Annotated in this window: 14 protein-coding genes; 1 reads left to right on the top strand and 13 read right to left on the bottom strand. The window is 68.4% G+C overall.

Annotated features, from left to right (window positions below; all coding sequences use genetic code 11):
* Positions 1-14: 14 nt before the first annotated feature.
* From BCM27_RS05565 to BCM27_RS05520, 11 genes are all read right to left on the bottom strand, one after another.
* Positions 15-1,688 (bottom strand): HNH endonuclease signature motif containing protein, encoded by a 1,674-nt coding sequence (locus BCM27_RS05565; RefSeq protein WP_004019959.1) that lies wholly within the window; start codon positions 1,686-1,688, stop codon positions 15-17.
* 328 nt (positions 1,689-2,016) lie between these two features.
* A complete protein-coding gene (locus BCM27_RS05560; RefSeq protein WP_004019960.1) occupies positions 2,017-3,180 on the bottom strand; it encodes a zinc-binding dehydrogenase in 1,164 nt (387 codons plus the stop codon).
* Between the two features lie 39 nt (positions 3,181-3,219).
* On the bottom strand, positions 3,220-4,392 hold the full coding sequence (locus tag BCM27_RS05555; protein WP_172622046.1) for a lysophospholipid acyltransferase family protein: 1,173 nt from the start codon (positions 4,390-4,392) through the stop codon (positions 3,220-3,222).
* A gap of 186 nt (positions 4,393-4,578) precedes the next feature.
* A complete protein-coding gene (locus tag BCM27_RS05550; RefSeq protein ID WP_004019962.1) occupies positions 4,579-5,631 on the bottom strand; it encodes an NAD-dependent epimerase/dehydratase family protein in 1,053 nt (350 codons plus the stop codon).
* 97 nt (positions 5,632-5,728) lie between these two features.
* Positions 5,729-5,830, bottom strand: coding sequence for a 30S ribosomal protein bS22 (locus BCM27_RS25370; protein WP_003402602.1), 102 nt, complete (start codon positions 5,828-5,830; stop codon positions 5,729-5,731).
* Between the two features lie 325 nt (positions 5,831-6,155).
* A complete protein-coding gene (locus BCM27_RS05545; protein ID WP_004019963.1) occupies positions 6,156-6,389 on the bottom strand; it encodes a helix-turn-helix domain-containing protein in 234 nt (77 codons plus the stop codon).
* A gap of 188 nt (positions 6,390-6,577) precedes the next feature.
* The gene (gene proC, locus BCM27_RS05540; protein WP_004019964.1) at positions 6,578-7,438 is read right to left on the bottom strand and encodes a pyrroline-5-carboxylate reductase; all 861 of its coding nucleotides are present in this window, start codon (positions 7,436-7,438) and stop codon (positions 6,578-6,580) included.
* Positions 7,439-7,444: 6 nt separating this feature from the next.
* The gene (locus BCM27_RS05535; protein ID WP_004019965.1) at positions 7,445-8,302 is read right to left on the bottom strand and encodes a thioesterase family protein; all 858 of its coding nucleotides are present in this window, start codon (positions 8,300-8,302) and stop codon (positions 7,445-7,447) included.
* A 38-nt stretch (positions 8,303-8,340) separates the two neighbouring features.
* Positions 8,341-9,234 (bottom strand): sugar phosphate isomerase/epimerase family protein, encoded by an 894-nt coding sequence (locus tag BCM27_RS05530; RefSeq protein ID WP_033205321.1) that lies wholly within the window; start codon positions 9,232-9,234, stop codon positions 8,341-8,343.
* A 14-nt stretch (positions 9,235-9,248) separates the two neighbouring features.
* On the bottom strand, positions 9,249-11,024 hold the full coding sequence (locus tag BCM27_RS05525; protein WP_004019967.1) for a GtrA domain-containing protein: 1,776 nt from the start codon (positions 11,022-11,024) through the stop codon (positions 9,249-9,251).
* Positions 11,025-11,075: 51 nt separating this feature from the next.
* Entirely contained in the window at positions 11,076-12,053 is a 978-nt protein-coding gene (locus tag BCM27_RS05520; RefSeq protein ID WP_172622045.1) for a Ppx/GppA family phosphatase, read from the bottom strand.
* A gap of 55 nt (positions 12,054-12,108) precedes the next feature.
* On the opposite strand from BCM27_RS05520, the gene BCM27_RS05515 reads away from it, so the two are divergent.
* Positions 12,109-12,969, top strand: coding sequence for a DUF3109 family protein (locus BCM27_RS05515; protein ID WP_004019969.1), 861 nt, complete (start codon positions 12,109-12,111; stop codon positions 12,967-12,969).
* Positions 12,970-12,996: 27 nt separating this feature from the next.
* Here the strand turns inward: BCM27_RS05515 and BCM27_RS05510 are convergent, their stop codons facing one another.
* On the bottom strand, positions 12,997-13,683 hold the full coding sequence (locus BCM27_RS05510) for a response regulator transcription factor (RefSeq protein ID WP_004019970.1): 687 nt from the start codon (positions 13,681-13,683) through the stop codon (positions 12,997-12,999).
* Positions 13,680-15,095 carry a sensor histidine kinase gene (locus BCM27_RS05505; RefSeq protein ID WP_004019972.1) on the bottom strand — a complete coding sequence of 472 codons (1,416 nt, stop codon included), beginning with the start codon at positions 15,093-15,095 and terminating at the stop codon, positions 13,680-13,682. The genes BCM27_RS05510 and BCM27_RS05505 overlap by 4 nt, the downstream gene beginning before the upstream one ends.
* Positions 15,096-15,129 lie beyond the last annotated feature (34 nt).

The raw sequence follows: 15,129 nt of genomic DNA, 5'->3' as shown, positions 1-15,129 counted from the left end.
CGCCCGTCCCACTGTCAGAAGGGTGGTGGATCGAGGCGGTCGAGTTCTTCGCGGGCTCGTCTGTTGCGGGCGCGTTCGTTTCGCCGGCGGGCGAGTTTGGCGTCCAGTCGGTTGTGGGTGCGCTCTGGGTTGTCGGCGGGCGCGATCACGCGGGGTGAGGGTGGTGCTTGGGCGGCTTGCTCGAACCGGATTCGCCGCAGGTTGGGGAAAGTGTCTTCCAGTGTTTCGGCATCCCCGTACAGGATGACGCCCTCGGGGGTGGTGTATTTGGTGACCAGGCGTCCGTCTTCGTCGCGGTACTGCTCATCGACCCAGTCCCCATATGTTCTGAGTAGGTGACCGGGCCGGCATTTGGCGTTGATGTTCTCACTCGACGTCGCCCCACCCCGGGCGGGATCAGCGTGGTCGTACTCGGCGACATGGTCCAGATCGCAGTCGAAGGCCGAACGGGTACAACCCGGTTCGGTGCAATAGCCATCCCGGACCCGCACAAAATCGGCACACGCGGTGGTGGGCCGATACCCGTTACCGGGATGGGTTGCTGGATAGACCACGGCTACCGACGCTGTGGTGTCACCGGCCTGTTCGTCAGAGTGCGTTGCGGCGGGTTCGTTTCCGTCGTCGGCACAATCCTTCTGGGTTGGTGCCGGGCGCTGGGCGGTCCACCGTTGAGCATCGTCGGCGGTTTCGGCTACGTAGATGGGCGCGGTACGCGCCGGGGTGACCGGGGTGAGAGTGGATTCCGGGCGAGCGGCGAGGTCACGCACATGCTCATCGCAGATGATGCCGTGGCCGTCGAGGAACCCGACCCCCGGCGCCCCGGCGAGCGTCGCGGCGTCGGTGACCACATGGATCACTATCTCGGCGCGGACCGCGTCGAGAAGGTTCTGCGGGTCCGGGATCTGCGCGGTGCATTCCTGTTCGTCGTCGCATTGGCACTCGAAGGTGGTGCGGGTCAACAGCGCGAACATCGCATCAGACCGACGTATCCCCTTGGTGCGGCCGTCCCGCGTGCAGACAGCATCGGCCAGGATGCCGATGGCTTTCGCGGAGATCCGCACATTCTCCGCCGACATCACCGCGGTCAACTCTGCGGTGCCGTCAGATAGTTCGTGGGTCCACACCCCACGCTGGTCCATCGCGTCTTTGCGGCGTTGGCGTACCGCATCCGGATCGTGCCGGAACACCAGCCGGTCGACCATGTCCCGTAGCCGGGCCCGGTCCCACACACCCTTGCGACGACGGAGGGTGGCGGCGATCTCGGCATCCAGGGCGGGGGTGATCGGGTCATCGGCGGGGATCAACAAGGTGCGGGAGATGATCAGCCGGATCTGCCACTGCGACAGAATCCCGTCGCGCAATGTCTCAGCGGTCTCGGAGAGCCGGTCGCGCAGCGCGATCGCCTCGTCGATCAGGTTCTCGGCTTGCCGGCGCGACACCGCGGCCTGGCGGGCGATGCGGGCGGCGCAGTCGGCGTGACCGTCCATCACAAACCCGTCCGCGGTGGTCGTGACCAGACGGTCGGCCATCACGGCGATCGTCTGATACCGATGCCACGCCAGGTAGGACTCTCCGCGTCGTGTGGCATCGAACCCGGCCATCAACATCACCATGTCGGTCTCACCGACGTGGTCAGGATCGACCCCGGCGACGAACTCGCCCGGTAGATCGGTCCACACCTGCACCACGCCCCCCGACGCCTGATTTTCGCCACCCGCCCCGAGCTGGGTGATCTGATACCAACCAATCTAAACCCGACCACCGACAAACCCTGATCGGTCTCAGCAGATGACATCGCCGTGACCGAAACGGGCTCTGGTCGTTGCGGTATGGTGCCGACCGGCTCGTGACAGCTGAGATCCTCGGGTCGCCAGGTGGTTTCGACACGGCGACTCGCCCAGCGGCTCGTTGCCGGCTCAACCAGCGGAGGGGGCCGCGCCGTCGATGAGTGTCGACGCACAGTCAACAATCCACTGCGACAACCAGATTCGATCACCGCACCGTGTCGCCCCGGTCCTACAGCGAGGCCACCTCGCTCATCGGATCGATGAGCACCTTGGCGTGGTGCTCGGCACCGCCGAGGGCGTCGAACGCCGCGCCGACGCCGTCGAGACCGACGGTCGCGGTGATGAGCGGTGAGACGTCGACCTTGCCGCTCGCCATCATGTGCAGCGTGTCGTAGAACTCGGCCGGGTCGTATGCGAACACGAACCGTAACTCGTGTTCTTTGTTCAGCGCCATGGCCGGACGGAAGGTGTCGGGTTCCATGCACACCCCGACCACGACGATGCGTGACCGGAACGGCGCCTCGGTCACCACGTGCTCGATCATCCCGGGCGTACCCACGCATTCGAAGACGACCGGGCCCTTCGGTGTCGCACCGAGGCGATCGGCCGTCCGGAACAGCGACGACCACGGCACGAGCGGGATCCGGCGAAGGGTTCGCATCGCGTCGAACGCCGCGCCGAGCAGGTCCTGGGCCCGGGTGATGTACTTGCCCGCCTCGGCGCACCGCTCGAAGGGCGAGGTCGTGGCCGGGTCGACCACGATGTCGGCACCCACCCGATGTGCGAGCACCCGCCGCCCGGGTGACGGGTCGCTCGCGATGACGGTCCGGACCCCGTCCGCCTTCAACATGGTGATGACCGCGAGGCCGATCGGCCCGCAGCCGATCACGACCGCGACATCGCGGCGCCCGACCTCGCCGCGCCGGACCGCGTGGTGGGCGACGGCCATCGGTTCGGTCAGGGCGGCATGCTCGGCCGGCAGACCCTCCGGGATCTCGAAGGTCATGTCCTCCGACACCAGCACGAACTGGGCGTAGCCACCGGCCGCGGACTCCGACAGTCCGGTCAGGTGCGCTTCCGAACCGTGCCGGATCATCGGCACCGACACCACAGGCGTGCCGGGCGCCCACCGCTTACGGCACCCGGGCCCGTAGGAGACCACCTCGCCGGCGAACTCGTGTCCCATGACCACCGACTGTCCGGACCGCATGAAGGCGTCGTAACCCACCGCCGCGGACACCTCCGCCGTGGCATCGCAGTGGACGCGGGCGTGCAGATCCGACCCGCAGATCCCGGCCCGCAGCACCCGTAGCAACACCTGCCCCGCACCGGGCTCAGGGGTGGGGATCTCCTCGACCGTCAGTTCGCCGTTCCGGCACACGACTGCACGCATGCTTCATGGTTATCAGCTGACGGAGCGGTGCGGGCACCGTCAGCCGAAGTAGACGCTCCCGCGTCGGCTGAGCATCCGGAAGAGGGTCTGCTGGATCTCTTCGCGCACGTGGTCGGTGAGGTCGAAGACCACCATCGGGTCGTCGGCCGACGCCTCGTCGTAGGACCCGGTCTCGATGGGGCGCCCGAAATGGATGTGCCACTTCGACGGCAACGGCACCATGCCCAGCGGACCGAGCCACGGGAACAGCGGGGTCACCGGGAAGTACGGCAGGCCGAGGATCTTGGCGAGGGGCTTGAGGTCGGCGAGCATCGGGTAGATCTCCTCGGAACCGACGATCGACACCGGGATGATCGGCGCGGCATTGCGCAGCGCCGTGGTCACGAATCCGCCGCGACCGAAACGCTGGAGCTTGTAGCGGTCCTTGTACAGTTTGCCGATGCCCTTGTACCCCTCGGGCCAGACCGCGGTCAGCTCGCCGGCGCGAAGGAGCCGGTCGGCGTCGGAGTTGCATGCCAGCGTCGCCCCGATCCGCCGGGCCACCTCGCTGATCCCCGGGGTGTCGAAGGCCATGTCGGCGGCCAGCACCCGCAGGAAGCGGCCTTCGGGGTGATTGTCGCGCACGGCCAGCGAGGTGATGACCGCGTCGATCGGGATGGTGCCCGCGTGGTTGGCGACCAGGAGCGCCCCGCCCTCGCGCGGCAGGTTCTCGATGCCGGTGACCTCGACCCGGAACCACTTCTCGTAGACCTGGCGGACGGCCGGGAACCACACCGAATCGGTGAAGTGGGGGTCGAAACCGAACTCGTCGACCTCGTACTCCCCCGCCATCCGTTCCCGGATGAACCCGGCGGTCGAGGTCAGGGTGTCGGCGACCGCACCACGCAGGCCGCCCAGGCTGAACAACGGGCTCGACTTCGACGGACCGCGGTGTTCGACACCCAGCGCCTCGTCGGGCAGTGTGATCTCGTCGCTGATCGGGGTCACCCGCGCCGGCGCCCGGCCGAAGCCGTCGGTATTGGGATGACCGAGCGTCGAAGTACGTTGCGCTGCTGCGGCTTTCGATCGGTCATGCCCGACCTGCTGGCTCGGATGTCGACGGCGGCCGGACTCCCGGACGCCACGGGCGTCGGGACCCGACGGCGACGTGTAGAGCTGAATGACTTTCGCGGTACGTGCATCTGTCGCTCCGCTACCTGCCAAAGTACTCACCCCTAGTTGTTTCCTGGGTACGGTTCCGGGCCGGGCCGGGGCCCGGATCTGCGTTGATGTCCTGCGCTCGAGCCGCTGCGGAGAATATTCGTGGTGGGCGCGATGTGGGTCTGACGTCCAAGTCTAGAGGTTGCACTCACGTTGCGCATGCTCACGTCGACTTCGTCACCATCATGACCCGGAATTTCACTGCAGCTGATGGGCAGCCGAGACGACCCGCTGTTCGAGCGATCTCCACGAATCGGACCCGATCACCGGCGTCACCCCGCTGCGCTGGATGAAATCGTCCAGCGTCTCGAGCGTCGTGTACCGCGGCACGAAGCCGAGTTCGGTACGCATCCGAGTCGTGTCGAGTACCCGGCCGTAGGTGAGGAATTCCGTCTGCGACGACCTCAACTTCGCCGACCGCAGGTCCTGGAACACACCCGCGATCGGGGCCAGGAGACTGCTCGGAACAGGCAGTTCGACGTGTCCCACACGACGGATCGCCTGGGTGAGGGTCACCACACCCTCACCGGAGATGTTGAACGTGCCGACCTTGCCCGCGAGGGTCACGTGCTCCATCGCGGCCAGCGCATCCTCCTCGTGCAGGAACTGCAGACGCGGCTGGAAACCGATCACCGTCGGCACGACCGGTAGCGAGAGGTACGAACTCATCCGTGTGGTGATCCGCGGACCCAACATCGCCTGGGGGCGGACGATCGTGATGTCGATGTCCTGCCGCCGACGGCCGAGTCCGCGTACATAACCCTCGACGTCGAGTAGATCTCGACCGTATCCACGCTTCGGCTCGCGGGGCGCCCGGGTCTCCTCGGCGAAGTGCGACGGGTCACGACTGCTCGCCCCATAGACCATCGCGGTCGAGCGCAACACGAGTCTCTTGACCGACGGCGTGCGCTGGCAAGCGGCGCACACCTGCATCGCCCCGACGAGGTTGAACTCCTTGATCGCCGCCGAATGCGGGGCGGTGTCGGCGATCGAGGTCGCCGCATGCACGACGGTGTCCACGTCGTAGGCGGCGAGTGCCTTCGCGATGGTGGGTCGCCGGATGTCGACCCGCAGGAACTCCGCCCGTCCCATCCGGCGCAGGAGGTCCTTGCGCGGCACCCGCGAATCGACGGCGAGCACCTTCTCGATGTCGGGGTTGGCGGCAAGGCGCGCCACGAGGTAGCCACCGAGAAACGTCGACGCCCCGGTGACCAGGACCACCCGGGGCGGGGCGGAGGTGGGTTCGGCCATACCCCGAGGCTATCGGCAGTCCGACGATTCGGCCCGACGAGACCGCCCGGAACGACAAAAGGACCCGCCGAAGCGGGTCCCCATGCCGAAGAAAGGCCTATTTGCCGAGTTTGCGACGCTGCACCCGGGTCCTACGCAGCAGCTTGCGGTGCTTCTTCTTCGACATGCGCTTGCGGCGCTTCTTGATCACTGAACCCATCGGGGCGCTTCCTCACGATTGACACTGATGTACTTGTTCGGCCCTGGTCTGCACTTCAGCCGGGAACGGCGCCGGGAGCGAAGCGACGAGCGGCGGTGTGTCACGTAGGGCTCACCGGCGCATCCAGGTACGCGACCACCGAGCCTACCGGTCGGCACGCCGGATCAGGAAATCGCGGTCGCCGAACAGCACCGAACCGGGCCTTCGAAGCGACTCACACCCGCCGCCGCCGGCACCGTCGAAGCAGAAGACCCCCGTGGCCGGCACAGGGCCGGCCACGGAGGTCTGTGGAGAAAACTGCTGTTCAGGCGTCCAACGCGCCGGATCAGCCGGCGTCGAAGTAGGACGTCTCCAGATAGTCGTGGACCGCTTTCGCGTGCACACGGAACGAGCGTCCGACCCGAACCGCGGGCAGTTCGCCGTTGTGGACGAGACGGTAGACGGTCATCTTCGAAACGCGCATCAACGATGCAACCTCGGCGACAGTGAGGAACTGCGACGCCGAAGCCGCATTGCTCACTGCGCCTGTCCTGTCACCAGGAGTGTCTGCAGGTGCCATGAATCACTCATACCTCCGGTGCACGCGTCGCGGCCGCAGGCTTCCCCTCCTGCGGACATCAGACACGCACGTGCTTAAAGAAGCTTAGCGTGGCAGATGTGAAAAAAGCGACGTGAGAGACCGGTATTTCTGAGATTCCTGTGACTCGACCCCAACATGCTGGGGTTTGTCGGCCCTTGGACCACAATTCATGGGGTGTCGGTGACGGCGTGTCCCTGCGCCAAACCCTCGACTTCCACTCGACGTCCACCACGCGCGCTGGCGGCCGCGCAGGCGCGAGTCGCCTGGTAGACGGCGTGCCGTAGGCCGTTGGCCTCGAATTCACGGATGGCCTCGGCGGTGGTGCCGCCGGGCGACGTCACGGCCGCGCGCAGATCGACCGCGGACAGACCGGAGTCGCTCAGCAGGATGCCCGCGCCGCGGATGGTCTGGACCGCCATCTCGGAGGCCTGGGCGCGGGTCAGGCCGAGGCCCACGCCGGCGTCGATCATCGCCTCGGCGAGCAGGAAGACATAGGCCGGTCCCGAACCGGACACCGCGGTGACGGCGTCCATCTGCTTCTCCGGCACGACCGTGACGCGGCCGACCGTCTGCAGGATCTTGACCACGGCCTGCAGCTGCTCGTCACCGACGTAGCGTCCGGCCGAGACTGCCGACATCGCCTCGTTCACGAGCATCGGGGTGTTGGGCATGACCCGGATGACCGGCGACCCGGCCTGCAGCGCGCTCTCGTATCGCGACAGCGGCAGACCGGCGACGAGCGTGACGGTCACCCGCTCGGAATCCGCGTTGTCCTCCGCCGAGGCCAGGATGCGCAGGATCGAGTCGACGTCGTCCGGTTTGATCGCCAGGAAGACATACTGCGCCGATTCCGCGGCGCTCCTGACGTCGGTGACCAGCACGCCGTACTCATCGGCGATCTCGGTGGCGCGGCTCTCCAGTCGCTCGGCGACGACGAGGTCCTTGGTCGGGGTGCCTGCACCGATCAAACCGGCGAGCAGTGCCTCGCCGATCTTGCCTCCGCCGATGATGGCGATGCGTTCGGACACGGATGTCTACCTTCCTGAGGGGATGAGGGCGAGCTGGCGGGACTGCGCGACGACCGTCCCGGTCGAGTCCACCACGAGATGGTCCTCCTCGAACATCCCGGGGCCGACCTCGGAACTCGTGGCGGCGAATCGCAGCCAGCCGGGCGCGGGATGCCGGCGGACATAGGTGGTCAACTGGACGGTGGGTGCCCACCCGAACAGGGCCAGGTTCATCACGACGGGCGGCGAGATGTCGCCCACCAGGACCGTGAAATATTCGTCGGGTTCGACACCCTTCGGCCGGATCCACCCCCGGACGAGCGGCTCGCCCGTCTCGCCGCGGACAACGGGGAACGTCTCCGAGTCGAGGACCAGATCGATGGCGGCCCCCAGGTGATTGACCTCGGCGATGGGCGAACCGTCGAGCGGGATACCCGTCGGCGACGGCTCCACGGGCAGCGCGTCGAGGACCGTGGGGGCGGAGTGGTGCGGCCGGCCGCTGTCGGGCCGGGCCATGGTGACCGACGACGACACGACGGTACGGCCGAGCTGGACCGCGTCGACGGTGAGCACGGTGACGGTGCGTCCGCGTTTGCGCACGGAGATCTCCAGATCGATGTCCGCGGCATCCGGGGCGGTGAGATAGTCGCTCGAGATCGCCACCGGGATCATCGCGGCGGCCGACTCCGCGAGCCGGTCACCGTCCGGCGTCAGTGCGGTGAGCGCCGTGCGCGCCGCCTTGGCGACCACCATCTGCAGCGTGCCGCCGTGCACCTTGGGCCCGATGGTGAACGTCGCGTCGATGTGCGCCCGCAGGGTGATCGAGTCCGGACCGCCCCGGCCCACCTCGGTCAGCTCCTGCACCTCGGTGATCTTGCTGGTCATCGTCCCGCCTTCGTCGAGGAGACTCGTCCCCCGAGAAGTCAGCGGCTGAACTCGCCGAGCGGCTCGGGGTGCAGCTCCCGTTTGAGATGCCGCCGCGCAAAATCTAGCGAACGGGCCAGCAGGGCGCTGCGTTCGGGTTTCGTGCGCGCACTGCCGGTGGTGACCTCGAGCACAACGGCCCCGGCGAAGTCGCTCGCGGCGATGCGCCGGCACACCTCCGCGCAGGGCTGGCCGCCGTCACCCGGGATGAGGTGCTCGTCGGTGGCTGCTCCGTGGCCGTCGGCCAGGTGCAGGTGGTTGAGCCGCGAACCCATCCGGTCGAGAAGGGCGAGGGCGTCGACGCCTGCGGTGGCGGTGTGCGAGAGGTCGAGGGTGTAGTGCGCGTAGCCGTCGTCGGTCGGGTCGATGGACTTGCCGAACGCCGACGCCGCCAGGCCGGGACCGCCGCCTCGCTTGGTCAGGCGGCGGACCGAGGGTTCACCCGCACCGAACAATCGGTCGGCGCGCATCGGGAACATGTTCTCCACGGCGACGGCGATGCCGCTGTCCGCCTCGAGCTCGTCGACGAGATCGTCGAAGGCCGCGACGTAGCCACGCTGCCACCGGAACGGCGGATGCACGACGACGGTGGACGCGCCCAGGTCCTCGGCGGCCTCCACCGCGCGCGCCAGCTTCACGACCGGGTCGCGCCCCCAGACCCGCTGGGTGATGAGCAGACACGGCGCGTGGATGGACAGCACCGGCACCTGATAGTGGTCCGACAGGTATTCGACGCGCCGGATGTCCTGGCTCAGCGAGTCACCCCACACCATCAGTTCCACCCCGTCGAACCCCAGGTCGGCGGCATAGGCAAAGGCCGCCTCGGTGTTCTGGGGATACACCGACGCCGTCGAGAGCCCGATCGGGATCTCGGCCGCCGGACGCGGGTTCATCGGCTCGGGCCGGCTCACGCGGCCAACAACACCAGCGGCCCGATGGTGACCAGCAGACCCACACCGAGCGCGAGCAGCGTCGTCGGCAGGTCCTTGGTGCGCCGGACCACGTGCGAGAGCGTCACGATGCCGAAGATCACCAGCACGGCGAGCACCAGCGCGAAGTACGGATTCCAGCGCCACAGTTCGGTGAAGCCCCAGAACAGACCGACGCCGACGGCCAGACCGGCCACGGCCTGCCCGAACAACAGCAGCCACGCTTTCACCGGCGACTGCTCGGCATCGTCTGCTGCCCCGTCGGGGGCGTCGTCGGCCTCGTCACGCTCAACCGGGACCGTGCCGGCGTCGTGCCCGGCCGGATCGTCCGCGGGGGTCGGGTGCCCGGATTCGGCACCGGGCGTCTCGTCGATGTCCGTCGTATCGTGCAGGGCGTCGAACTCATCCGGCTCCCCCGGCTCGACGGGCCCCTCGGGAGTGTCGTCCTTCACGAGGTCGACCCGGCCGGCAACCTCCTGCTCGGACGCGACCGGCGCGATGGCCTCGGTCGGGTGGTCGTCGGTGGCGCGGTCCGTCGCTCGGGTGTCACCGGCGTGGACATCGATCGGGTCGCTGTGGGCGAGGTCGTCGTCGGCCGGGTGCGCGTCGGGCCGCGCCGCGGCGATCGCCGCCGTCGTCCCGCCCGCGGTTGCGGCGGCTGCCGCGGTCGCCGCCCAGTCGGACGTCGATTCGTCACCGGCACGGTCGTGCTGGTCGTCCTCTTCGGATCGGCGCTCGTCGACATTCCGCTCGTTCTGGGTCTGGTCGCGCTTCTTGGTGCCGAAGAGCTTCCGTGCCAGTCCGCCGACACCGGACGTCTTGGACTTCTTCGCCGCTGCGCTCTTCCGCGCCCCCGCGTCGGCACGGTCTCGACCGCCGGTCCTGTCGCCGTCCCCCTCCACGTCGGCGAAGTTGCGGTAGGCGTCGAAGTCCATGACCTCGGAGAACCCGCCGTCACCCCGCTCGCGGGGGCCGCCGGGGCCCGCGTCGACCTCGCTGAGGTCGTAGGTGACCACATCGTCGGAGTCCACGACGGACAGATCCTGACCGTTCTCACCGACCACCGGGATGATCCCGGTGACGGCGTTCGCCGACTCCTGGTCGACGGGAGCGGAGTCGCGCGGCGGGGTCTGGCCGAGACGGCGTGCCACCGCCTCCGAACTGAAGTCGCGGGTCGACATCGGCGGGACGGAACCCTGGCCGTAACCGGGCATCCCGCTGGCGGTGCGTCCGCCGGGCCGCCCCTGCTGCTGGTCGGCACGCGGGCGGTCGACGACCGGCTGATCGTCGGCCGGGCGACGTGCGATCGGGTTCCCGGAACGTGGGAACGGTGCCGCGGTCGCGTCCGGCCGGGCCCGGGGGGTCGTGTCCCGCTCGGGCGGGGTGACCGGCGCCGGACGGTCGGCGCGCGCGGCCGGTGCGGCCGGTTCGGGCCGGGCAGCCGGCTGGGGCCTGGTCGGGGTCTCGGGCCGGGCCGGGGTCTTCGGCTCGGCAGCTGAGTCCGGCGTGGCGGTCGATCCGGGTTGGGCGGCCGGCTCGGGCCGGGCCGGGGTCTCGGGTGCCGGGTCGGCGTCGGTGACCCTCGGGATCTCGCCGGTCAGGGCGGACACCGAGAACGAGCCGTCACGTCCGGCGCGCCTGCGTCCCCGTCCCTCGCGCGAGGGTGCCGGCGAGTCCTTCTCCGCCCCCTGCGAGCGGGCGAGAAGTTCCGACACCGAGATGGGTCGAGATTCGGGCTCCGAATCCTTCGGCATGAAGTGGCTCTCCGTCCTCGTTCTCGAACGTCATTGCTCCGGGGCTCTGGCTCAGCCGACGCCCTCGTGTACGCCGCGCGCCGGTGTCGGCTCCAGCGAGTCGGCCTGCTCGGCGTCGAGCCTGCGCAGGATCACACCCTCGCGAAGTGCCCACGGACAGATTTCCAGTGTATCGACTTGCAACGCGCGCATCGCCGCCTCGGCGACCAGCGCACCGGCGACGAGCTGCCCGGCGCGGTCGGAACTGACACCCTCGAGTTCCGCACGATCGGCCTTGGTCATGCGGGAGATGAACGAGATGAGTTGACGCAGCCCGCTCGTCGTCAGCTCGCGGCGCACCCGTGGTCCGGCACTCGACGGCGCCGCCCCGGTCAGGCGGGCGAGACTCCGGAAGGTCTTCGACGTCCCGACGCACAGATCGGGCGCACCGGGTGCCAGCAGCTGTGCCGCCGGCGCACGCAGTTCGGCGTCGAGCCAGTCGCGCAGTACACCGACCCGGCGACGGTCCGGCGGATCGTCGGGCAACCACTCGCGGGTGAGGCGTCCGGCACCAAGCGGCAACGACAACGCCACATCGGGTTCCTCGTCGACACCGTTGGACATCTCCAGCGAGCCACCGCCGATGTCGAGCGCGAGAATGCGCCCGGCGCTCCACCCTCGCCAACGGCGCACCGCCAGCGAGGTGAGGCGGGCCTCGTCGCGACCCGACAGCACCAGCACCCGTACCCCGGTCCGCTGCTCGATCTCGTCGAGCAGATCGTCGGAGTTCGTCGCGTCTCGCACCGCCGACGTCGCGAACGCCATCATCTGCTCGCAGCCGGACGTCCGCGCGATATGGGTGAACTCGTCGATCGAGTCGATGAGCTTGGCGACGGCCCGGTCACTCATCCGGCCGTCGACGTCTATCTGTTCGGCCAGACGCAGAACCGCCTTGGTCGAACTCATCGGGGTGGGATGGCCGCCACGGTGGGCATCGACCACCAGGAGGTGGACTGTGTTGCTGCCCACGTCTAGGACTCCTAAGCGCACGGGTCAACGGTAGTGCAGCGGCCTCCCCCGCCCGATCCCGGCTACCGTATGAGAGGTGACCGCCATCTCGCCGTCCGCGCCCCGCATCGATCCCGCGCCGGAGGTCGAACTCGACTTTCCGCGCGAATGGTATGAATTCGCCGATCCCGCCGATCCGGAGCACGTCATCAGGGCCGACCTCACCTGGCTGCTCTCGCACTGGACGTGTGTGTTCGGCACGCCGGCGTGCCAGGGCATCCTGCCCGGCCGGGAGACCGACGGTTGCTGCAGTCACGGCGCGTACCTGTCCGACGACGACGATCGCGAGACCCTCGCCCGCGGGGTGGCGATGCTGACGCCCGCGGACTGGCAGTTCCACAAGAAGGGCTCGGGCAAGGATCCGGTCGGCCCCAAGGGCTACCTCGAGGAGAGCGACCTCGACGACGAACCCGCCCTCAAGACCCGACTCCACAAGGGGGCGTGCATCTTCCTCAACCGCCCCGGGTTCGCCGGCGGCGTCGGCTGCGCGCTGCACTCGATGGCGCTGCGCAAGGGACTCGAACCCCTGACGGTCAAGCCCGACGTGTGCTGGCAGCTCCCGGTACGGCGCGAGCAGGACTGGGTGGAACGGCCGGACGGCACACAGGTGCTCCAGACGACGATCACCGAATTCGACCGGCGCGGGTGGGGCGAGGGCGGCCACGATCTGAAGTGGTACTGCTCGGGCTCCCCTGACGCCCACATCGGCGCCAAGCAGGTCTGGGAATCGTACGCACCCGAGCTCACCGCCCTGCTCGGCGAAGCCGCGTACGAGGCCCTCGCGGCCGCATGCCGACGCCGGAACGGGTTGGGGCTCATCGCCATCCACCCCGCGACGCAGGCCGCGACCCGACGCCGCGACACCGACGTCAAGTACGAGCTGCAACCCCCGGAGTAGTCGAGCGGGGGTCGTCCGGCCCGCCGCTCAGGCCTCGAGCTTGTACCCGAGGCCGCGAACGGTGATGAGGTGCTTGGGATTCGCCGGATCCGGCTCGATCTTGGAGCGCAGTCGCTTGACGTGCACGTCGAGAGTCTTGGTGTCGCCGACGTAGTCGACGCCCCACACCCGGTCGATGAGCTGGCCCCGGGTCAGGACCCGGCCGGCGTTGCGCAGCAGGTACTCGAGGAGATCGAACTCCTTGAGTGGCAACGTGATCGGGGTTCCGTTGACCGCCACGGTATGCCGTTCGACGTCCATCCGGACCGGACCGGCCTCCAGGATCCCGATCTCCAGACCATCATCGGGGACGTCCCCGCCGCGACGCAGCACCGCGCGGATCCGGGCGATCAGCTCACGGGCCGAATACGGCTTGGTCACATAGTCATCCGCGCCGAGTTCGAGGCCGACGACCTTGTCGATCTCGCTGTCCCGCGCGGTCACCATGATCACCGGGACATTCGACCTGGTGCGCAGGGCCTTGCAGATCTCGGTACCGGACATCCCGGGCAGCATGAGATCGAGGAGCACGATGTCGGGACTCACCCGATCGAAGGTCGACAGGGCTTGTGCGCCATCGGTGATGACGCTGGCCTCGAAGCCCTCCTTCCGCAACAGGAATGCCAGCGGGTCCGCCAGCGATTCCTCGTCCTCGACGATCAGAACGTGGGTCAACTCGTGTGTCCTTCGGTGGGTCGGGCAGATGGATCGTCACCCTCCGCGGAGGGCAGTGCGCGGGGCGGGGAATCGGGATCCGACAGGGCCTGCTCGGCCGCCACCGGCCAGCCGGTGTCCGAGAGATCCTCCGGGATGCAGAGCGTCAACGTGGAGCCCGTACCGGGTTTGCTCCACAGGTTGATGGTCCCGCCGTGGTTGGCCGCCACGTGCTTGACGATGGCCAAACCGAGGCCGGTGCCGCCGGTCATCCGCGAGCGGGCCTTGTCGACCCGGAAGAACCGTTCGAAGACGCGCTGCTGATCCTCCGGCTCGATGCCGATCCCGCGGTCGGTGACCGCGATGGCCACCATCGGCCGGCCGTCGATCTTGATGACCCGGCGACTGATGGAGACCACGGTGTCCGACGGTGAGTACGAGACGGCGTTGGAGATGAGGTTGTTCAACGCGGTGAGCAGCAGTGGCCGGTCACCGCGGATGATCACCCCGATCGGGTCGTCTGCGCGCAACTCGATCGCCGCCGCCTCGGCGGCGAGGGTCGCCGACGCCAGCGCGTCGTCGATGAGCGAATCGACATCGATGCACGTGAACTCCGGCGTGACGCCGTCCTGCAGCCGGGACAGCGCCAGCAGTTCGCTCACCATGTTGCCCATGCGCTTGGTCTCGCCGACCACGCGACGGCTGAAGTGCTGTACCGAGTCGGTGTCGTCGGCCGACTCCAGCAGCGCCTCGGCGAGCAGGCCGATGGCCCCCACCGGTGTCTTGAGTTCGTGTGAGACGTTGGCGACGAAGTCCCGCCGGGTGGCCTCCACGCGTTTGTGTTCGGTGTCGTCGAGACCGTATGCGACGACGTAGCGTTCGTCGCCCTGCGCGACGATCTTGGCGTGGCAGCGCACGTGTTCGACGCTGGGCCGTGGGGTCCGGCCCGTCGAGACGAAGCCGAGACTCGACATCGGCGGACTGAACTCGAAGCGGCGGGCGACCCCGGTGTCGAGGACTTCCTTCACCGCATCCCACACGGGGTCGGCCAGCAGCATCTCGCGCACGAGTCCGAGTTCGACGGCCCGCTGGTTGTAGAGCACGACGTCGCGGAATTCGTCGACGACGGCGATGGCGGTCTCGGTGTTGCGCACCACCATGCTCAGCAGTCCGGCCTTGGTCATTCGACCGTCATCGGTGGTCGCCTGGACATCGGAGTCGCGAACTTCCGCCCAGGTCGGCACAGCACGGGGGCCGAGGGTGTCGTGGAGGACGGTCGCGGTGGCGTCTGCGGACGCGGAACCACGTGAGAGGCGATCGATGAGCGCGAATCCGCGAGACCGTCTGGGGTCCCGGGTGCGTCGTCCGATCACGACACCGAGGCAGAGCGCGAGTACGAACGCGATCGTCGCGGCGGAGATTGCGGCGGTCACAGGGGCAGCTTACGGCTCGACCAACTCCGAACGC

Source organism: Gordonia terrae (assembly GCF_001698225.1).
GTDB classification, from domain to species: Bacteria; Actinomycetota; Actinomycetes; order Mycobacteriales; family Mycobacteriaceae; genus Gordonia; species Gordonia terrae.
Note: the sequence above shows the minus strand (reverse complement) of the source record. Positions and strands in the feature narration are given on the sequence as shown.